Annotated in this window: 20 protein-coding genes and 1 tRNA gene; 2 read left to right on the forward strand and 19 right to left on the reverse strand. The window is 45.3% G+C overall.

Annotated elements, in window-relative coordinates:
• Nucleotides 1–17: 17 nt before the first annotated feature.
• The 14 genes from psmA to CUN85_RS03405 form a co-directional block, all read right to left on the reverse strand.
• Nucleotides 18–815 carry an archaeal proteasome endopeptidase complex subunit alpha gene (gene psmA / locus CUN85_RS03345; RefSeq protein ID WP_135388922.1) on the reverse strand — a complete coding sequence of 266 codons (798 nt, stop codon included), beginning with the start codon at nt 813–815 and terminating at the stop codon, nt 18–20.
• Between the two features lie 68 nt (nt 816–883).
• Nucleotides 884–1,258, reverse strand: a complete 375-nt coding sequence (locus CUN85_RS03350) for an Rpp14/Pop5 family protein (protein ID WP_135388923.1) — start codon at nt 1,256–1,258, stop codon at nt 884–886.
• On the reverse strand, nt 1,255–2,004 hold the full coding sequence (gene rnp3, locus CUN85_RS03355; protein ID WP_135388924.1) for a ribonuclease P protein component 3: 750 nt from the start codon (nt 2,002–2,004) through the stop codon (nt 1,255–1,257). The genes CUN85_RS03350 and rnp3 overlap by 4 nt, the downstream gene beginning before the upstream one ends.
• On the reverse strand, nt 1,997–2,452 hold the full coding sequence (locus CUN85_RS03360; protein ID WP_135388925.1) for an RNA-binding protein: 456 nt from the start codon (nt 2,450–2,452) through the stop codon (nt 1,997–1,999). The genes rnp3 and CUN85_RS03360 overlap by 8 nt, the downstream gene beginning before the upstream one ends.
• Nucleotides 2,449–3,039, reverse strand: coding sequence for a 50S ribosomal protein L15e (locus CUN85_RS03365; RefSeq protein ID WP_135388926.1), 591 nt, complete (start codon nt 3,037–3,039; stop codon nt 2,449–2,451). The genes CUN85_RS03360 and CUN85_RS03365 overlap by 4 nt, the downstream gene beginning before the upstream one ends.
• A gap of 329 nt (nt 3,040–3,368) precedes the next feature.
• A complete protein-coding gene (locus tag CUN85_RS03370) occupies nt 3,369–4,142 on the reverse strand; it encodes a response regulator (protein WP_135388927.1) in 774 nt (257 codons plus the stop codon).
• Nucleotides 4,143–4,330: 188 nt separating this feature from the next.
• Nucleotides 4,331–4,525 (reverse strand) — tRNA-Trp (locus tag CUN85_RS12920).
• Nucleotides 4,526–4,616: 91 nt separating this feature from the next.
• Complete coding sequence (gene cobT, locus CUN85_RS03375; RefSeq protein ID WP_135388928.1) at nt 4,617–5,693, reverse strand: nicotinate mononucleotide-dependent phosphoribosyltransferase CobT; 1,077 nt, start codon at nt 5,691–5,693, stop codon at nt 4,617–4,619.
• A 58-nt stretch (nt 5,694–5,751) separates the two neighbouring features.
• On the reverse strand, nt 5,752–7,185 hold the full coding sequence (gene proS / locus CUN85_RS03380; protein ID WP_135388929.1) for a proline--tRNA ligase: 1,434 nt from the start codon (nt 7,183–7,185) through the stop codon (nt 5,752–5,754).
• Nucleotides 7,186–7,304: 119 nt separating this feature from the next.
• A complete protein-coding gene (locus CUN85_RS03385) occupies nt 7,305–8,030 on the reverse strand; it encodes a redoxin domain-containing protein (protein WP_135389121.1) in 726 nt (241 codons plus the stop codon).
• Nucleotides 8,031–8,213: 183 nt separating this feature from the next.
• Nucleotides 8,214–8,858 (reverse strand): ZPR1 zinc finger domain-containing protein, encoded by a 645-nt coding sequence (locus CUN85_RS03390; RefSeq protein ID WP_135388930.1) that lies wholly within the window; start codon nt 8,856–8,858, stop codon nt 8,214–8,216.
• Nucleotides 8,855–9,235: a cell division protein SepF gene (locus CUN85_RS03395; RefSeq protein WP_135388931.1), complete on the reverse strand. Its 381-nt coding sequence runs from the start codon at nt 9,233–9,235 to the stop codon at nt 8,855–8,857. The genes CUN85_RS03390 and CUN85_RS03395 overlap by 4 nt, the downstream gene beginning before the upstream one ends.
• Before the next feature lie 132 nt (nt 9,236–9,367).
• Nucleotides 9,368–9,850 (reverse strand): RNA-binding protein, encoded by a 483-nt coding sequence (locus CUN85_RS03400; RefSeq protein WP_135388932.1) that lies wholly within the window; start codon nt 9,848–9,850, stop codon nt 9,368–9,370.
• Nucleotides 9,851–9,968: 118 nt separating this feature from the next.
• A complete protein-coding gene (locus CUN85_RS03405; protein WP_135388933.1) occupies nt 9,969–12,560 on the reverse strand; it encodes a valine--tRNA ligase in 2,592 nt (863 codons plus the stop codon).
• A gap of 606 nt (nt 12,561–13,166) precedes the next feature.
• Between CUN85_RS03405 and CUN85_RS03410 the strand changes: the two genes are divergently transcribed.
• On the forward strand, nt 13,167–13,517 hold the full coding sequence (locus CUN85_RS03410; protein WP_135388934.1) for a desulfoferrodoxin family protein: 351 nt from the start codon (nt 13,167–13,169) through the stop codon (nt 13,515–13,517).
• A gap of 244 nt (nt 13,518–13,761) precedes the next feature.
• Here the strand turns inward: CUN85_RS03410 and ahbC are convergent, their stop codons facing one another.
• The 3 genes from ahbC to cobA form a co-directional block, all read right to left on the reverse strand.
• Nucleotides 13,762–14,964: a 12,18-didecarboxysiroheme deacetylase gene (gene ahbC / locus CUN85_RS03415; protein ID WP_135388935.1), complete on the reverse strand. Its 1,203-nt coding sequence runs from the start codon at nt 14,962–14,964 to the stop codon at nt 13,762–13,764.
• A gap of 150 nt (nt 14,965–15,114) precedes the next feature.
• Nucleotides 15,115–15,912, reverse strand: a complete 798-nt coding sequence (locus tag CUN85_RS03420) for a uroporphyrinogen-III synthase (protein ID WP_135388936.1) — start codon at nt 15,910–15,912, stop codon at nt 15,115–15,117.
• Nucleotides 15,913–15,921: 9 nt separating this feature from the next.
• Entirely contained in the window at nt 15,922–16,686 is a 765-nt protein-coding gene (gene cobA, locus CUN85_RS03425) for a uroporphyrinogen-III C-methyltransferase (RefSeq protein WP_135388937.1), read from the reverse strand.
• Nucleotides 16,687–16,852: 166 nt separating this feature from the next.
• Here cobA and gpgS point away from each other — a divergent pair, with 166 nt between their 5' ends.
• The gene (gene gpgS, locus CUN85_RS03430; RefSeq protein WP_135388938.1) at nt 16,853–18,070 is read left to right on the forward strand and encodes a glucosyl-3-phosphoglycerate synthase; all 1,218 of its coding nucleotides are present in this window, start codon (nt 16,853–16,855) and stop codon (nt 18,068–18,070) included.
• Nucleotides 18,071–18,096: 26 nt separating this feature from the next.
• Here the strand turns inward: gpgS and CUN85_RS03435 are convergent, their stop codons facing one another.
• Both CUN85_RS03435 and CUN85_RS03440 read right to left on the reverse strand, forming a co-directional pair.
• Nucleotides 18,097–19,344, reverse strand: a complete 1,248-nt coding sequence (locus CUN85_RS03435) for a cation:proton antiporter (RefSeq protein WP_135388939.1) — start codon at nt 19,342–19,344, stop codon at nt 18,097–18,099.
• A 394-nt stretch (nt 19,345–19,738) separates the two neighbouring features.
• Complete coding sequence (locus CUN85_RS03440; RefSeq protein WP_135388940.1) at nt 19,739–20,137, reverse strand: DUF1699 family protein; 399 nt, start codon at nt 20,135–20,137, stop codon at nt 19,739–19,741.
• Nucleotides 20,138–20,179: the final 42 nt, after the last annotated feature.

Below are 20,179 nucleotides of genomic sequence, written 5' to 3' on the forward strand. Positions count from 1 at the left end.
CTAAACCTTAATAACTATTATTCTTCGGACCCTTCTTCCGGGTTCTCTGTATTTTCGTCCTCTTCTTCTTCACCCTTGAATTCATCTTTCAATTCTTCCTGGATTCGGCCTACATATGTTTCGACCTCATCCTCAGAGAGTTTCCTGAACTGCCTTTCTTCAAGAGTCACAAGGCCTACTTCCAGCGTAGCTGCATTGAGCTTACCTTCAGTGGACTTGTAAAGCGCTTTCATACCAAGCATGATAGCGGCATCCATGTCCATATCGTCATCATAGTCAGACTCGAATATCTCCATGAAAGAATTCCTTCCGGCACCGATCGCAGTTGCCTTGTATTCGAGAAGTGCTCCGCTTGGATCCGTTTCAAACAAGCGGGGCCTGGAAACATCCACACCTGCGATCAGAAGAGCGGTACCATAGGGACGGGCACCACCATATTGAGTGTAACTTTGTTTGTGATCGCATATCTTCTTTGAAAGCACCTCTACACCTACCTGCTCATCATAAGATACCCTGTTGATCTGAGCCTCTACCCTTGCCCTGTCTACCAGCGCACGGGCATCTGCAACCAGACCGGATGTAGCAGCACCTATGTGATCATCTATCTGGAATATCTTCTCGATTGATTCTGCTTCGATCAATTTGCTTGTGATCCTTTTATCGACAAGAAGGACAACCCCTTCCTTCGACTTCACACCCGCCGCAGTCGTACCCCTCTTAACTGCCTCCCGGGCATACTCGACCTGAAAAAGACGCCCATCGGGACTGAAAACAGTAATTGCACGATCATAACCCATTTGTGGTGTCATTTGCATCTTAAGTTCATCTCCTGTATTAGAATAGTAAACAGTAACTTGTAGTCTTACTAATTGAAATATGCATTCTACTCATTTATATGTGACTGTTCTTTCGGATTAAATACATCCGCACCCGCTAAATACTTTTTTGTTGCACCCTGCACAGTTCCCGAGATCCCGAGAACATGACATATAATTCTGGTACCTTTTACATCCCGGATAGTTGCAAGCACAGCACGGGTGTTATCTGTCCTTTCAGGCGAGCATCGGACAACTCCCCTGGAATCCTCAAAGGCAAGTAGTCTGATAGCACACTCGCTTGCACCGACATCGCCAAGAAGGGAACCGGCAGCGGAGAATAATTCCCTTATCAGGTCATCTCTTCTGACAGGCTCTTCAGCAATGATCTCGAATGCCAGATATCTTTTCCTGGCACGCAGTGTCGGAGGGAGTATCTTCACCTGACATCATCCCCGTTCAGTCCTTCGCTTCCTTCGCTTATAAGTTCGGTTCTGATTACCTGCACACCCTCACAGAGGTATCCCACAGGAGGACAGCTTCTTGAAATAAGCATTTGAGGAATTACAGTCAGGCCTGATATAGCTTCCTCACGGGACATGCCAAACAGTGATGCCAGAGCGATAAGTTCCCGGGGAGCACGCATATCATACCATGAGCGGGGGCTGCTAGTCAGGAGAAAAGGCACATCATATTTCCTTACGAGCTGCAGGTCCTTCCGAAAATTACTAAGCACATGCACCCTGCTTCCCCCCCTGAGCCTTATAAGGTCTCCAAGATCAAAAGAAATAGCTACCTTATTATCGCTCGCCTCTTTTGCCAGCACATGATTGAACCCGCTTTCTGTGCCTACGTTCATTTGTGTTAAAATGTCCACTTTCGGGTTTTCAACAGCAGCGCGGTTAATGCTCTCATTGCCACCGTGCACTGTAATGATGTCTACCCTATTGCGGAACTTTTCAACAATACCATGTAGCTTCGAGGAATTTTGGATCTTTATTTGCACCCCTGAGAAAATTCCGATACCAGCAAGACCAGCAGGATAGCTCCGATCTATAGAAGGATCAGGATCATTGATAGCAATTCCACTGTATCCCAGATGTTTTGCTATCGCAGCTAATTCACAGACCTTGTCACTGTCGTCAGGAACAGAATAAACATTAAGGTCATAGAATCCGGATTCAACCAAATAATTCCTCCACGATCCTTCCGGCGTTTTCCCGGTTCTTGGGATAGGTAGCTATTTTCACATGACTTGCAATGGCATCCGAGGAAGAGGTCAGTTCCACCCGGCCCTCAAAGGCTGCCTGTTTGTCAAACCTCATATGAAATACCTGCTCATCGTCAAGACGGTCCGGCATCTCTGACCTAAGAAGCTCCACATCGTCATCAGACATATGCTGCCTGATGAATACTGCAAGAGCTTTTGAATCCTGTTTGCGTGAGATCTGCGCACTGAAAATCCTAATGGGATTGCCGTAGTGACCTTCCGCATCAATAATCTCCACAGCAGCAGAGATATTGTTATCTTCCCCTCTGCCAGTGGAATTGAGTAAAAAGAAATCCAGGGCCTTTCTGACCCTGGAAGGGTCTTCAGTCGAATGCGCGATCACACGCAAGCCGATATAATGAATCACTTGCCTCTGTTTTGGTTTGACCTGATACTTGGCCTGGTCTTCTCGGTACCGGTACCACGTGTCATCATACCTCTACCCTTGCGACCTGCACTTGTCTTACCACGCGGAGCACGTCCCTTGTGGGAACTGTTGCAGATCCAGTTGAGGTTCTTATCGCTTTTGATAACCGGATGGCTGGGGTCTACGAGGATTACTTCGTACCACTTCAGTTTACCATCCTCTCCTACCCAGTAGGAGTTCAGTACTTCCATATTAGGGAACTTTCTTCCTGCACGCTCTTCAGCGATCCTCTGAATGCTCTTGCCTGCAGTGATCTTGTTCTTACCCATATTGTGTGTACGCCTTCCGCGCACATACCTTGACTTTCTGAGACCGCCTCTGCGTACCTGTACGCGGGCAACCACTATTCCTTGCTTTGCCTTGTAGCCGAGTGAGCGGGCGCGGTCAATACGAGTAGGCCGTCTGATTTTTGTTACCGACCCTTCCTTTCTCCATTCCTGAAGTCTTTCCCACCGAAGCTCACTGACATAAGTGTCGCCAGGGTCTTTCCATGCATCTCTGATATATCCGTAAAATGATCTGGACAATATATTCACCTGTTTCATTTTCTTGTTTCACGGTTCAGCTTTCTTAGAAGCCACATTCCCACGGGACAGATCCCGACAATGAAACAGGACTAGTACCAACCTGATATGATTTAAACTTTTTTGCCCGCTCATAAACAAAATAATTATACATGTTGCCATAATCAGGCTACATCAACAGAGTCAGAATATCCCAGGCCACCACTGCACAAAAAAGACATTTTGCTCACAGCAGACGTATTTACTAATAAAAAATTTACTAATAAAAACAATAAAAAGTATTATGTTAAAAAGCAGATTCAAGGTGAAGAGATTATCATCAGCATGCGTGTCTACTTCTGTTCAGTCATCAATATGCTCAGATCTTCACCGGAACACATGATACCGGTCACATTGCCATCATCATCCGTAAGCAGAGAATCGTACCAGCGGACCAGTATTTCTCTTCCATCCTTGCATTGCACTTTTGATTCGGAATACACAGGCAGGGCAGCTTCGCCCGAAACAGCCGCTTCAAGAGTAGCTCTTACATCGGACCTCACATCTTCCTTTATGAGAGTACTCAGGAAATCCTGACCGATCAGTTCAAACTCTCCATAACCAAAGGTTTCGTTGCCCTTTTTATTGATCAGGTTTATTTTCAACTGCGGATCAACAACAACAGCAATAAAACCAGCCCCATCAAGATAGTTCATGGCATCATTCCTTTCAGCCAGTATTTTATCCTGAAGATGCTTTATACGAAGCAGTGACCTTACTCTTGTAACAAGCTCCAGCCTGTTGACAGGCTTACCGAGGAATTCATCAGCCCCTGCCTCAATGCCTTTTATGCGATCATCCTTGCCTGACAATGCCGTAACCATAACCACAGGCAGGAATTGAGTTTTAACGGAGGTTTTCAGGATTCGGCAGACCTCATAACCATTCATGTCAGGCATCATCACATCGAGAAGGACTATATCTGGCTTGTCGGCTTTTATCCTTTCCAGTGCCTCTCTGCCATTATAAGCATTGATAACATCATAATCTGATTTCAGATAGAGTCCCATTAACTCCACTATGGCCTGTTCATCATCCACTATGAGTACTTTATCTTTTTTCTGCATGCACCAATACTCCATTTTACTGCACATTCCAGATTAATAAATGCGTCTCGATATAAATATGATGGTTATTCGACCTTTTCTGCATTTATGTTCTGACAAAAACATATGTCCGGTAATATATTAGAATTGTCAGCATATAAAATTTTAGGCAAATCAGGCCCGGTAAGTCAGGATAAGAAAAAACAAAATGGGGCTGGTGAGATTTGAACTCACGATCGACGGGTATCTCCGAACTGCTGCAAAATACAGCATTTGTTAAAGAGCATTTATCAGTGCTCCAACGGTTCCTCACAGGCCGACCCCGTCGGGTAAGCCTCAGTAGACCCGTTGTTCATCATTTATCCGCTGGAGCCCATCGCCATGCCGGGCTAGGCCACAGCCCCTTGTATTCAGGTAGTACCCCCAGAATAAATCTTATCCATGATATATTTGGCGGTACTCCGACAGTCTGGAGTATTATACAGATGACCGGAGTTAACTCTGCTCACATTTTATCCTGTCAAGGTCTCCCAGCCTGCAAAGCTCCAGACAGAGTTTTTCAATTTCCATACGTATGTCGATCCTGGAATATCCGTGCATAAGAGCAAGATAGACTGCACCTCCGGCACCGACCCCTTCCTTGACAAAACCACGTTCGTATTGCTTTAAGCCAGGAGATTCGGATTCACCAAAACCAGGGTCGACACCGTAGCATCGGGCACCCAGCTGCCCGGCAATTTCCCCGAAATTGGCAGACCCGTCAGCTGCAACATAGCTCGTTGTCACGATCATGATATTATCAGTTGGGTATCCCAGGTGCTTGATCAAAGCGTAGATGGCTTCCATTTGAGTACCACCTGCCAGCATCAGGCGCGTGTTGCCAAGGCCTGCGGCAATGCCTGCAACTGCAACCATCATGGGATCACCCACACAGCCGATAGCCTTGAAAGGATCATCACGCAGTGAACCGAATGTGATGCCTGATGACTTCAGAGCAGCCTCAACTACATCCCTTTTAAGCTTAAGTGGATTCGACGATGAGCTACTGCTTACATTCCCGTCATAACCAAGCGATTGTAGCACCGCATTTGCTGTTGTTGTTCCTGCAGGTATACTCTCGCCGATCATGATCAGATCGTGCTTCTGAGCAAGTCCCTGCCCCAGATTAAAAGCATTTCTGAATACTTTTTCAACATCTTTCACAGCAGCAGACCCACGGATATCTTCACCGGGCTTACCCCCTATGTCCACAAGAGGAACCTCTTTTGCAGGCAGGACCCTCAGGCCGGCGTTAACCAGCAGTTGAGGCACACCCGTCAGCTGAAGGGCAGCCCTTGTGATGAGTGCAGGAGTAGGAGTGTCATATGGAGGCGTCATAGGCAGAACGGGAATATCAATTATCGTCCCCTTATGCAAAACCTCCGCATCCCCTGCAGGAGTATAGTCGGTAAGCTTTGCAGTTTTTCCTGCTGCCGAAAGTCCCTCTATATAGGCAGTCGCGGTATTTGCAAGAACACATACGAACAATGGCTTTTCAGGTAACCTGACATTCTCTGGTGATAGGGAGTCCATAATTATCAACTAACCTATTTTAGAGGGTATATATGTTATTTTCCGGACAGTGAGGGAATCAGTAGGTCCTCGCAACATATACCTTGGTGTCGGTATCAGTTTCACATACTACACATTTACCCCGGCAACTTTCCTGTGGGGAAGGAATACCAAGTATACCTGCACCGACCTCATCCTCGAGCCTGAGTCCGCAGTCCTTGTCGCCACACCAGAATACCTTCGAAATACCCTTGCTCAGATTCTCTTTGATATCAGCAAGGCTTATACATTCCATTATACGCTGATCAAGTCCCTGCTTTGCCTTCTCATAAAGATTGTCCTGAATAACAGAGAACATTGAAAGGACTTCATCTCTGATATTATCAAGAGATATCTGCTGCTTTTCACCGGTATCACGGCGCACCATCATAGCTGCATTGTTCTTAAGGTCCCTGGGACCGATTTCCAGCCTTACAGGAACTCCTTTCAATTCCCATTTGTAGTATTTGGCACCCGGACGGTTATCACTTGCATCCAGTTTAACACGTATGCCTGCAGCCTCCAGTTTCCCTTTTACGCTTTCACATGCCTGAAGGACATCTGCTGCTTCTTTGAAAATAATAGGAATGATCACAACTTGCACAGGAGCCACCTCAGGAGGTATTACAAGTCCCTTGTCATCCCCATGTATGGATATCAGTGCCGCAACAGAGCGTTCCGAGATACCATAACATGTCTGATGAACATACACCTGTTCACCTTCCGGATTCTCGTACTGGATATCGAATGTCTTGGCAAAATTGTCACCCAGGTGATGGGCGGTACCAACCTGAAGAGTCTTGCCGTCAGGCATGAGTGCATCAGTGGCTATGGTATAATCCGCCCCCGGGAACTTGTCCCAGTCAGGCCTTTTCGAAGGCAGGACCGGAATGGCAAGCTTACGATAAAATTCAGTATACAGCCTGATGGCTTCATCGACCTGAACCGCTGCATCCTCCCATGTAGCGTGGACAGTGTGTGCCTCCTTGAAGGATGTGATCTCCCGCAACCTTATAAGAGGACGTGTATGCTTTGTCTCATACCTGAATGTATTGACGATCTGGTATAATTTAAGAGGAAGGTCGGCATGAGAGCGGACCCACAACTTGTACATCGGGTAGATCGCAGTTTCACTTGTCGGGCGCAGTGCCAGTTTAACGTCAAGCGGAGACATACCCCCATGGGTCACCCAGTACACTTCATCTTCGAAACCCTTAATGTGTTCAGCCTCTTTCATGAACTCGTTTTCCGGGATCAGAAGAGGGAATAAAGTTTCCTGATGATCCTTATCAAGCAATTCCCGAATAAGATCATAGACATTTCGCCGAAGGTTGAAACCAAAAGGATACCATACGTACAATCCCTTGACAGGATAACGCACATCCATTATCTCTCCTTTATGCAGGATGTCGTTATACCATTCACTAAAACTTGCCTTCGAAGGAAGTGCAGCCTCTTTCTCTTGTTCTGCCATATAGATCACCTGATATGATAACTTGATTTTGGCTACATAAACAAGTACATTGCTTATAGGCGTTTCCTTCGGAACTTCAGACAGAAGAATCTGCAGAAACAGGAATATGACACGAATGGTCATTCCTGTTTATCTTTTTTCATACAAAGGAACCAGGGCTTACAACTGTCGCTTTCTTTTACACGTTCTTGCCGTTCTTTTGTTTCAACCCACGTGGACGGATTGGGAACGATCACATCCTCACCAGGATGCCAGTTTTCCGGGGTGTACACGTGATCATTATCGAATTTCTGTATGGCCTGCAGCAATCTCTTGATCTCATATATGTTTCTCCCATTGGAGAACGGATAGTATAGCATTGCACGTATCTTTGCCTGTGGGTCAATGATAAATGTTGCACGAATCGTTTCAGTGCTGAACTGCTGCAGGCTAAGTTTTCCACCCGAACGTTCAAATCTCTCAAGCAACTCCTCGGGAGTGTTATTAGAATGGGGATGGATCATACCATAGTTCCTGGCAACCTCCAGGCTCATATCCTCAATTACAGGGAACATCACATCTATATTCTTCAGGTCCTTGTACTCAATCTTCTCCCGGATAGCCTCAAGCCAGGCTATATGTGACTGGTTGCTGTCAACGGATAGTCCAAGCAGTTCAGCATTAAGTTCCCTGAATTCCTGCTGCATGGTCGCAAATCTTATGAACTCGGTAGTACAGACCGGTGTGAAGTCGCCGGGATGGCTGAAGAATATTACCCATTTTCCCTTATAGTCCTCTGGAAAATCGACCACCCCTAATGTGGTCCTGGCCCTGAAAGAGGGCGCATCATCCCCTATCAGGGGCATTTGTACCGGTCGGCAGTCTTCCGCTGGCAAATCTGACTTCTCCCACAATTGATTAAAATTGCTAATAGACAGGTATCAGCTTGCAATATAATTTAAGGTATCGGCATCTTTAACAAAAAATTAATTTAAATAATAAAAGGAACTGGGAATATTAAGGACAATTCACAGAAGTGAACAGGAACTTCAGTCAGTGGCCGAATGGTCTGAATCACACACATCTGACTGCGTCCCGGAGGAAGATGTATCGAAGATTATCATCCCGGTATTGAGCTCTGCAGCTTCCTCTGGTGTCAGCGGCCTTGATATTGCCTTTTCGGAAATGATCGCGCTGTTGCCAAGAGGATCTTCGATGACTACAGTGAGCTCTTTTGTGCCATCCATGGCATCCCTGAGAATCTGCTGGATTTCAAGCCCTCTGGAATATTTCTCATCATCGCCTTCATCTTCTGCCCACCTGGTTGCAGTGACCACCACATTCAGGATCCTGTCCAGTACACCTTCGATATTCGTTACGTATGAATCGGACATAGAGCCCGGTTCCACATCAATCCCCAACTCTGGTATGCGTATGGTTCCAGAAGTAGAACGAACTACCCTGCTGCCAAGATCCCCAAGTTTACCGATCTTCAGCTCATATCTTACAGGATCGCTCTGCGTAAGAATAATAGTATCAGTGAACCTGAAGCCGCACTCACACCTTGCGGCAACATACATTATCTCACCAAAATAAGGAATATCATCACCCTGCCAGTTGATGATCAACTCCTTCTGACAAAGAGGACAGGAAGTTGCGGTTACAAAATCGTGGCAGGAACTTTCTTCACTCAATATCTTCCACCAAGTATCTTCGATCTGTCGATTTTTATGCCGGTTGGCGTGACAAGCACCTGATCATCCTTAATTCCTGCAATATCGCCGTGAACATCGATCACTACGTCCTTGAGATCCTTTAGTGCGCGGTCAAGCAGGAGTTTATCGGCCTTTATAGTTGAGATGTCGATCATTACAATATTACCGTCGTATATCTCTCTCTTAAGCGCGGTCAGCTCATTCAGGTTTGTCAGTTCGGCAACCCTGATATAGGTTTCTGCAGGTTCGTCGTCAAGCACTTCTTCATACTTAGTGAGATCGAGTTCCGTATATTCATCCTCAACGGTTGTGGTTTTGGTACTGCCACCAAATAACTTATTCATGATCTTTGCCATAATACACCCTCATGTATTCAAAAACATTGATGCTTGTTAATAATATCGATACTACTTAAATTGTTACCGGACAGATGCTTCAGACTGTTGCTTTTAATTATATTCCCTGTCATTGTATATTAATGATTTCTTTTAGATGTCAAGGTTCCACAACTTGTCACCGACGTAATGAACAGACTTTATAGCCTTACCGGAACTTGCCTGCATCCGGGCTCCGGGAATCATGGCAGTGCCTATTGCAAGTGGTTTACTGTGAGTCTCCTCAACAATTATTACAGGGTCACCTGTTTCGATATCATCATCCGCAGATACTATTCCGGGACACATGACATCAGCACCATTGACAACAAAACGCACGGCTCCTGCATCCACCACGACGATGTTCTTCCTCAGGCCAAGTTGAAGTACTCCCTTCACAGTCGGAAAGTAAGTGTCCCCGATCTTAAAAAGAAGCACATCACCCTCTATTATGACAATAGGGACCTCATCTGCCGTCGCTGTTTCAAACTTCCTGTCCGCAAATGTGTCAACCACATCACCGAATGTGGAACTTAATTCCTTTAGTAATTTAATCTTATCTGATTTCCTTATTTGCACCCTGGATTTTACTTTCAACTGACCACCTGGAAGCAGGTTATTGTAACTGAACTTGATATGGTCGCGTGACTTTTAAATGTTGCGCGGAGAGACATACGTCCAAAGGGCGGACCTGACTTCCTTGTATTTACGTGTATCACCTTACGATAACGACAGGAACTCCGCAAACATCAAGCACATCTACCGATCTTCCCGCCGATACGACTTCCTTCTCGACCTCTACATAATCAGGTTCAAGTTCGACAGGTTCACCGTCAACTGTGATCACGATCTTACCTTTTGAGATCCCATCGGCTATCTTCTTAGGATTTTCATCCAGCAAAGCATCGATTATAGCCTTCGCCTTTCCTCTGAAAAGAGGACCTATTTTACCCATATTAGGTTTTACGTTCACGGGCACGTGTTCGAAATCCGGTTCACCTTCAATCATCTCAATTGGTGAATTCGTCACACCGGCCAGATCACTTGTGTCCATGGTGGTGCCGTATATCTCTATTTTCTCAAGAGAAGTGTTCAATGCCATACCTTTCTCTGACTTGTATCTTCGGACATTGCTTGCAACCTCTTTTATGAAATCACCTGATTTTTCAATATCCGGGTCTATCAGTTCTTCTCTGCTCACAGGCCATGCCTGTAAATGCACACTTCTCTCCCCTATGCGAGAGAACATCTCCTCCGAGAAGAATGGAGCGAACGGAGCCAGTAATCTTGCTAGGGAATCCATGGTCACGAACAAGGTGTACTTTGCAGCCTTCTTTGCTGTTTCATCATCTCCGTAAAGACGGGACTTGATAAGTTCTATATAATTATCTGCAAGGACATCCCATGTGAATCCGCGTATTGCCTTGAAAACCTCATCGAACTGGTATGCATCCATACTGTCAGTTACTGACAGTATCAGCCTATTGAGATTGCTCAGGAGCCACCTGTCGACCACTTTCAGCTCGCTGACTTCCATATCAGTGTGTTCATAATCCTCAAGATGGGACATTGCGAACCTGTAGATGCTCCATGCCTTGGTGAAGAAACGAGATGCTGAGACAACATCCTTCCAGCGGAACATCACATCAGAACCGGGGGAACCGCCTATAGCAGCCCACTGTCTGAATGAATCAGCACTGTAATCCTTAATGACCTCCTCAGGAGAGATAACGTTACCCAGGGACTTACTCATCTTGTGACCGTCCTCACCCAGGACCATACCGTTGATCAGAATTGAATCCCATGGCCTCTTGCCCGTCAGTGCCATGGAGCGCAGTATTGTATAGAATGCCCAGGTACGAATAATATCATGACCCTGCGGACGTAGCTGGGTAGGCAGCTTCATATCATGGTCTGATAGCCATCCCGATACATGCAATGCGGTTATAGACGAGTCCATCCACGTATCCAGCACATCCTCCTCAGCTTCAAATTCAGTACATCCGCATCCACATGCTTCCGGAGGTTGTTGTCTGGTCGGATCAATTGGCATCCACTCTTCCTTTGCGACCAGTACCTCATCGCAGTCCTTACAATACCAAACAGGTATCGGAGTCGCGAAGAGCCTCTGCCGGGAAATGCACCAGTCCCATTCCATGGTCCCTATCCAGTTATTGAGTCTTACTTTCATATAGGGGGGAAGCCACATGACTTCGTCCGCAGCCTTTGAGACCGCATCAGTATCGATCTTAGCGAACCATTGACGCTCTGAAAGGATCTCAATGGGAGTATCACAACGCCAGCACATGCCTACATTCTGGTCAAGGGTCTTTTGCTCTAAAAGATAACCTTCTGCCCGGAGATCCTCGATGATAGCATCTTTGCACTCCGGGATCGCCATCCCTTCATACTTACCGGCAATAGATGTCATGAGACCGTTCCTATCAATTGATTTACGAAGCGGGAGATCATGTTCCATCCACCAGCGGACATCCTGTTTATCACCAAATGTACAGATCATGACAACACCGGTACCGAATGCCGGATCAACTTCCCTGTCACCTATGACCGGGACCTCGTGTCCGAATAGAGGGACTTTCATATTGATGCCCACATATTCATTGTAGCGGTCATCTTCCGGGTTGATGGCAACAGCAACACATGCAGCAAGCAGTTCAGGCCTTGTAGTAGCAATCTTGAGTTTATCGAAGTTCAGGAAATTGAGCATGGTGCCCCTTGCTTCATACTCAACTTCAGCAAATGCAATTGCTGTTTCACATCTCGGACACCAGTTGACAGGATGTTCTGCCTGATACACGCGACCCATATCATACATCTTCCGGAAAGACCTCTGAGTCTTGGAATAGTATGCAGGCTCCATTGTGACGAACTCATTGCTCCAGTCGGTCGAGAAACCGAGATTCAGCATAGTTTCCCGCATCTTCTCGATATTGCCCCGGGTGAGTTCCCGGCACATCTGCCTGAATTCTTCCCTTGGGACCTCATTCTTGGTTATTCCGTGGATCTCCTCAACCTTAACTTCGGTCGGAAGACCGTGGCAGTCCCAGCCCTGCGGGAACATTACATTATATCCGCACATTCTCTTATAACGTGCCACAAAATCGATATAACACCAATTAAGGGAGTTACCAATATGGAAATTCCCGGTCGGGTATGGAGGAGGGGTGTCAATAATGTACTGGGGTCTTGTCGTTTCATTCCAGTCGAAATGATACATAGACATATCCCATGCTTTTTTCCATTTTGGTTCGATCTCATGGGAAACATATTCTTTGGGAACCGTCATTAGAACTCTCCGATAAATATGATAAAGTGATAACGCATTTTATCTTACAGTGGTCTAAGATTATTTAAACATATGGTTGCACGCTTGCAACCGTTTATCTAACAGGATAGCAGGGATATGTGAACCGGAGCTTAACAGTGGATACGTGAGGATTCCGGTTACTTCCTGTGATCTATACGAGAAAGAGCTGACTTGAAAGCGAACACTCTATGACCTTACGTAGAGCACATGCCTGTACGAAGGATTATAGGCAGGCAGTGCAGCCACATAACCGTTCCCGGAAAATATGTATTCCGATGGAGTCAGTAGCAAGCAATTGGTGTACGAATGAAGCATGCTGGATGGGATGGCAAACAGATACTGACAATTAAGCTATTATAGTCCTACCTATGACAGGCTTTGTGCCCGTATTTTGAGTTTTACATGATTCTATATTAACTTTACGAATCCGGTCCAAATAACGCCCATAAACAGGGAAAAAGGAAACACAAAAAACTTCTGTAATAAAGTGAGATACCGAAAACACTTTATCTAAATCTATCCAACCTTGAATGAACACTGAGCAAAATATTAGAAAATATTAAGAGACTAAAAGAGGATTAGAAAATGAATTTTGGAGAAATGCTCAAAGGAAGAGAAGAAGAAGGTAAAGAGAATCATGTTCCTGAAATAGAGATCATCAGGGAACATGGACAGGCAAAAACGGATTTTGTACGTGTGATCGTAGGAAAGGAAGTGCCACATCCAAATACGGTCGAACATCACATCGAGTGGATTGAGCTTTATGGTATTACAAAGGAAGGCAGGACGATAGATCTAGGTAGAATGGAGTTTGAACCTGTCCATACGAACCCTGTTGCAAATTTCCATGTGAACAACATCGATGATTTCAAGGCTTTCTGTGCACTTGAATACTGTAATATACACGGCGTATGGCAGAACTGTATTGAGATCTGAACAAGGCTGTTTCTATTGTGTCACAATCACTGCCATATCTCTTTTATACGTGGACAGACCAGCATTAATATAACAGGCTTTGCATAAAAACATCAACAGGAAGGTGAATCCAATGCTGGTACAGCTTGCCATGAAGATGGCATTACTTGCTATTATAGCCGGTATACTGACATATGTATATCTCAGTTACATGGCACCGTATATGTAATAGAAAAAACAAAAAAAAAAAAGAATAGATTAGGAATTATTCATTTTTACTGTACCCGATCTCTTCATCGGTTAGGTAACATGCCGGATCATCGGCCCAGGTGTCATCATACACAGCTTCTGCCCGCACACGGAAGTTTCCATTACAGATATCGAACCATTTACATTTAGCACACCTGTCAGCATTAGACCTTATCCAGGATTTACGTTCCTTCAGACCTGACATGAGCGGGTCAGATACATCAGTCCATATCTCACTGAACCTGCGTTCCTTTACGTTACCAAAACTGTAATGCCGCCAGAACTGGTCCGGGTGAACGGAACCATCCCATGATACGCATCCTATACCTATACCGGTGGAATTGCCGCGGTTCATCTGAAGCAGTTCTAATACCTCTTCCGCACGTTCCGGATCCTCTTTCAGTAGACGCAGATATATGAACGGGCCATCACAGTGGTTGTCAACTGTCAGCACTTCGACTTGCCTACCTTTATCATGGAGTTCCCGTGTCCGGTCCATCAACATGTCCACTGTACTCCGGGATTCTTCCAGAGAGAGGTCCTCATCCCGCATCCCGGAACCTCTGCCTGAATAGACAAGGTGATAGAAACATATTCGAGGAATATTTTCTTTTTCAAGCAGGTCGAATATGGCAGGTATATCGCTTACATTATGCCGGTTGATAGTGAAACGCAACCCAACTTTTATGCCTGCAGCCTGGCAGTTACGTACTCCCTGCAAGGCTTTATCAAAAGCTCCTTCCATTCCCCTGAACCTGTCATTGGTCTCCCTCATACCATCCAGAGATATTCCTACATAGGAAAGGCCGATATCTTTAAGCTCACGGGCTTTTTTCCCGGTGATCAGAGTACCGTTGGTGGAAATGACCGCCCGGATGCCCTTTGAGGTAGCATATGCCGCAAGTTCCGTAAGGTCTTTACGCATCAGGGGTTCCCCGCCTGAAAAGAGAATGACAGGAGTACCAAAGTCTGCGAGATCGTCTATGAGTTCCTTCCCCTGTTCGGTGCTAAGCTCATTCTGGTATTCCATATCCTTTGACTTAGCATAACAGTGGACACAACGAAGATTACAGCGCTGGGTGACATTCCACACAACAACGGGTTTCTTATCCCTGGAAAACTGGAGCAGATGAGATGGAAGCTTTTTTGAGTCACGCCCGTAGCGCAATGCGTCAGAAGGTTCTACGGTCCTGCAATATAGTTTTGAAATACCTATCATGATGAGTGCTCCCGACTTAAAAGAACAAAAGTGAATCTACTATAATATAATATGCGCCCACCTATATGGTAATACTATATTATATCTATGGTATACTTCCCGATATCCTTCAAAGGGAATAGACATTGTTTAATTAGCAATATAGTATGTTCAGGAAAGTTCTTCCTGAACCTTTTTCAATACCTCTTTAAAAGTAAACTTTCCGGGTATAACGGACACATTCACACCGTAACTCTCAAGAGTCCTAGCAGTCGGACCTCCTATTGCAGCCACCATGGAGTTGTTCAATGCCAGAACGGCATCCTCCTCCGAGCCACAGTTTCTGGCGTGTTCAAAGAAGTTGCGTACCATCATGGAACTTGTGAATGCAAAAACAGATATGTCACCTTTTAAAGTAGCATCCATTAGCATGTCCTGCTCGCTCCCTTCAGGCTTTTCCAGGGTATAGACATTCGTCTCGTAGACCATGGCACCGCACTTACGCAGGCCTTCTATCAGATGAGCAGAACCATAAAAGCTTCTTGCAGTATCTATTATCTTGCCGGCCACATCAGCACACAGGTAATCAACAATACCCTCGGAACTGTAGACACCTGGCATTCCCATGACCTCTATGCCCAGCTTTTCCAGTGCCTTGCAGGTAGTAGGTCCTATAGCCACCACATTTGTAGAATTGAGAGCTGCTATAAACTTCCCTCTGGATTCCGGAGGTATCTTCCCCAGGGTGAAATCTATACCATTGGCACTGGTGAAGATTACATAATCGGATTTGCCTTCAAGTATCCTTTCCACAAAATCTTCAAAGCCGGCATCTTTCATCTCAGCGATCTCTACCATAGGCACCATGATAGCTTCAAAACCCATGGATTCGGCCAGTTCCCTTGATTCCTCCACATACCTCTTAGGCCTCATGATTGCGATTTTTGGTTTACCAAGCAGTTCACTCATGTGTACACCTCACTCAAAAACAGACAGTATCTGCTCTCCGAGTTCTCCGTGGAGCTGCACAACATCCCCTATGACCGTGATGGCAGGTGCCATCACACCTCTTTCTGTTGCGAGGGTTGCGATATTCTCAAGTACACCCACAGTAACTCTCTGATCGGGACGAGTACCCCTTTCTATAAGTGCGACCGGGGTCTTTGGATCTTTGCCGTATTTAATAAGCTCGCCTACATTCCTTTGGAGCATCCGGACACCCATGAATATCACAAGTGTCCCTTCAAATCTCGCAAGGGTCTCCCAGTCAAGAGCACTCTCGTCCTTTGTAGGGTCTTCATGACCGGTGACGAATGTTACCATGGAAGCATGATCTCTGTGCGTTATGGGTATTCCGGCATATGCAGGTGCCGCTATTGCGGAGGTAATGCCAGGCACTACTTCGAACTCAATTCCCGCTTCAATGAGCTCCTGTGCTTCCTCACCACCGCGTCCGAACATGTAAGGGTCCCCGCCTTTAAGGCGGACCACACTCTTTCCTTGTTTGGCCTTTTCGATTATGAGGACATTTATCTCATCCTGCTTCAAAGTATGATTTCCTGCATACTTTCCCGCATCTATCTTTTCCGTGCCGGCAGGAATGGAATCTATTATTACCTTTCCCGGAAGCTGGTCATAGACCACAACATCAACCGAATCGATCAACCTGCGGGCTTTCATTGTCAGAAGCTCGGGGTCTCCGGGTCCTGAGCCGACCAGATATACTTTTCCATATTGGGTCATGTTAGCGAAATCCTGTCTGTCTTACTTTGATTGTAATGAACTTGTCAACTTATATATTAATTGTTCCAGCCAACTTTTTACAGAGATATATTTTATGTCCTTTGACAACAATATTATTTACAGTAACACCATAAAATGTCATAGTTAAGTGTTCCGGGGGAGAATAATGGACTTTTATCAGGAGAAGATAACGACTATACATAATTTTTATAGCGACACTGAAAGAATGTCGCAACATCTGCATGACTTGTCTTTTATCAGGCCTGCTGTTGTGGTTATACCGATGTTGTACGAAGAGATAGAGAATCCACCTCTGGCCCACATCATAACTGAACTGAACAAATGTTCATATATTAAAAAAGTTGTTGTCGCGCTTGCTGCAGATGATAAAGACCAGTATGAGAGAACTGTGGACTTTTTTAAGCATCTTGATCTGGACCATATGATCGTATGGTGCAACGGGCCGCGTATCTCAGCGATCATCAGGGAGATGAAAGATAGTGAGCTCGATATCACCGAGTTCAGCGGAAAGGGAAAAGACGCCTGGTTAGCAGTCGGGATAGCAAGCCTGTACGCATATGCAATAGTGCTTCATGATGCGGACATTGTGACCTATAACAAGGATTTCCCTGCAAAAATGCTTTATCCGATAATGAATCCTCAGCTTAACTTCTATTTCAATAAGGGATACTATGCAAGGATCAATCTTGATAAGAAGACAATGCATGGGCGTGTGTACCGCCTGTTTGTTCGCCCCCTGCTTGATATGCTTGTAAAGGATGTTCAGTATGAATCAGATGTACTCGAATACCTGCAGGGTTTCAGGTACACGCTCTCAGGCGAGTTTGCATTTACAAGGGACCTTGCACTTAATATCAGGGTACCTTCCGACTGGGGACTGGAGGTTGGCCTGCTTGCAGAAGTGTACAGGAACACAACCTTGAAAAAAATATGCCAGACAGACCTTGGTTTCTATGACCATAAACACAAGGAAATGGGGAAGACCAGTTCAGAAGGTCTGGGAAAAATGGTGAACGACATCATGGTCACCTTTCTGCGCGTAGTGAATGAAACAACAAGCACCAATATCTCTGAAACTTTTCTCAGGGGAATACAGGTCAAATACATACGATCTGCGCAGGACCTGATCAGACAGTACAATGCGGATGCTATCTGTAACGGGCTTCAGTACAGCAGGCATCTGGAAGAGAAATATGTGGACATGTTTGCCGAAATACTCATGGAGGCAGGTACCCGCTATCTGAATGATCCATCTGCCACCCTTCTCCCGGACTGGGAACGTGCACTGTCTGCGATACCAGACCTGCGTGAGCAGTTAAGAGATGCAGTTCATGCCGACCTGAATGACATACATTCAGGTTAGGCCTGAACCGTTTTTCCTTAAAACTTTTACTCAGGGTCCCATCGCTTCATAACAGGTCTTGATGAAAGACCATGTATGAATATGGAGAGGATGATCACCGTGGTAACCAGGGCAAGAGCCTCCTTGCTTTGTTCAAATCCGGCATGATCAAAGGCATAGAGCACGTAGTAGATGGAGCCTATTCCCCGAATACCATAGAACGAGATAAGATATTTCCTGGACCTTTGGAGACTCGTGCCAGTCAGACCGATGAGCCCTGTTAAAGGCCGTATGACCAGTACGATCAAAAGGGCAGCAGGAATCATGTACCATTGGAAATCATCCAGTAATCCGTGACTGATATATATTCCCAGCATTGTAAACAGAATAACTACCAAAGTCCTCTCGATCTCTTCAGAGAAATCATGCAGTACATTCAGGTATTCATGTGTTGTTTCCTGATATCTGAAAGCACATGCCGCCACAAAAACGGTAATGAAACCATATGAATTGAGCATTTCAGCCAGACCATAAGGCAACAGTGTAAGACTAATTGCTAATAAACTGGTAGATATTGCTGAGCTGTGACATTGAGGTTTTGGGCAGCTGAAAATCACTTTTGCCAGTAACCAGCCGGTGACCAGCCCCACAAGGGTACCCATAATGATCTTGTAAAAGAAGTCGGTAACCAGCCAGTCAGTGAACCACATGGAAGGATCGATTCCCACCAGCGCCATTGCAATGGCCATATTGGTAAAGGGGAAAGCTAACCCGTCATTTAGTCCTGCTTCGGAGGTCAGTGCCAGCCTGGTACTTGAAGTGTCCTCCTTGTGCGGAGGAGTGGTCTGTATATCTGAGGCCAGGACAGGATCAGTGGGAGCCAGGACAGCTCCCAGAAGCATAGCAGTAGCAGGTGCAAATCCTAAAAACCTCCATCCGAACAGTGCTATCAGAGCAATGGTCAAAGGCATTGTTATAATCAAAAGTCGTGCGGCATAACGCCAGCTTTGCCAGGCGAAAGGCCGGGTTAATTTGAGTCCGGCAGCAGTAAGCGAAATAATTACTCCCATCTCTGTGAGCCTTTTACCCAGAAAAGGACTTTCTTCAGGATGAGGCAGCACGCCTTCCGGGAAAAAGAAGAATACACTGGCAGATATTAACAAATAGGCAATTGGCGCTGTGATCATATAATCCGTTAAGAACCTCGGGATTAGTATTGCAATTAAAATTACAATTCCGAGGTAAAATAAACCAATATCATAAATGTCAGGGGAAAATATACCAATCAATTCCATGAGCTACCTGCTTACTCCTTGCAGGAGAATGAGCCAAATACCCTCATCCTTCCCCATTCATTCGAAAATATATCCATAGCATCAAAGCGCACTAAAGTAAAACTATTCCTTATTTTTGAAAACATTATCACAAAGGCCTCAGAAAAGAACCATTCAAAGTCATGTATGCCGGCATAAATAACATGGATAAACCCATGGACAAGTCTTCAGATGATTTATGAAAAAGATAAAAAGAGTGTTTCTGAAAATAAATTGCAAAAATCCTCTATATCCCCATCCCTGCTTTGCCGGTTTGCTCTTTTGGCTTTGCATGTGATGACCGGATGAGCATCAACCGATACTTGCATATCGCAACAATACCAGGCAATAATACAACGGCCATACTGAACTCAGGTCATTTCTTGCCCAATATGTAAAAGAGCATATCCCTGTTCAGTTTGCCCTCACGTTCCAGTTTGTTCACTATCTCCTCATCAGACATACCCTCGGACTTGAGCTCCTTTATCTTATCAAGGAGGGCAGGAGATACGCTGTAGTACTCATTTATATCTTTTCTATGTCCCCATACATCCCCTTCTATGAGCTTTATGCCCTGCATTTCCAAGAACATTTCTATTGACTTGGAAACCGTACGGCGATAAGAGCTTGGTATCTGTATGACCTCAACTTTCGGACATGTCTGTACCAGGGAAAAAATATCTCTATTTGATGGCCTGAAAGCAAGATGAATAACCTTCTCACTTGGATTCAGATTTGGTATTTCCTCTCGCGAACTTACAACTCTAATCTTCATGAAACTCCCTCACATTGAGTTCTTCATACAAAGAACTTACTA

It is taken from the genome of Methanolobus halotolerans (assembly GCF_004745425.1).
In the GTDB taxonomy this organism is placed as follows: Archaea; Halobacteriota; Methanosarcinia; order Methanosarcinales; family Methanosarcinaceae; genus Methanolobus; species Methanolobus halotolerans.

Coding starts and splice junctions, on each gene's coding strand:
- gpgS (WP_135388938.1), top strand. CDS start 16,853: ATGGACTTTTATCAGGAGAAGATAACGACTATACATAATTTTTATAGC.
- proS (WP_135388929.1), bottom strand. CDS start 7,185: ATGGCAGAACAAGAGAAAGAGGCTGCACTTCCTTCGAAGGCAAGTTTT.
- CUN85_RS03385 (WP_135389121.1), bottom strand. CDS start 8,030: ATGCCCCTGATAGGGGATGATGCGCCCTCTTTCAGGGCCAGGACCACA.
- CUN85_RS03435 (WP_135388939.1), bottom strand. CDS start 19,344: ATGGAATTGATTGGTATATTTTCCCCTGACATTTATGATATTGGTTTA.
- CUN85_RS03410 (WP_135388934.1), top strand. CDS start 13,167: ATGAATTTTGGAGAAATGCTCAAAGGAAGAGAAGAAGAAGGTAAAGAG.
- CUN85_RS03370 (WP_135388927.1), bottom strand. CDS start 4,142: ATGCAGAAAAAAGATAAAGTACTCATAGTGGATGATGAACAGGCCATA.
- cobT (WP_135388928.1), bottom strand. CDS start 5,693: ATGGACTCCCTATCACCAGAGAATGTCAGGTTACCTGAAAAGCCATTG.
- CUN85_RS03440 (WP_135388940.1), bottom strand. CDS start 20,137: ATGAAGATTAGAGTTGTAAGTTCGCGAGAGGAAATACCAAATCTGAAT.
- CUN85_RS03420 (WP_135388936.1), bottom strand. CDS start 15,912: ATGAGTGAACTGCTTGGTAAACCAAAAATCGCAATCATGAGGCCTAAG.
- ahbC (WP_135388935.1), bottom strand. CDS start 14,964: ATGATAGGTATTTCAAAACTATATTGCAGGACCGTAGAACCTTCTGAC.
- CUN85_RS03405 (WP_135388933.1), bottom strand. CDS start 12,560: ATGACGGTTCCCAAAGAATATGTTTCCCATGAGATCGAACCAAAATGG.
- CUN85_RS03395 (WP_135388931.1), bottom strand. CDS start 9,235: ATGGCAAAGATCATGAATAAGTTATTTGGTGGCAGTACCAAAACCACA.
- cobA (WP_135388937.1), bottom strand. CDS start 16,686: ATGACCCAATATGGAAAAGTATATCTGGTCGGCTCAGGACCCGGAGAC.
- psmA (WP_135388922.1), bottom strand. CDS start 815: ATGCAAATGACACCACAAATGGGTTATGATCGTGCAATTACTGTTTTC.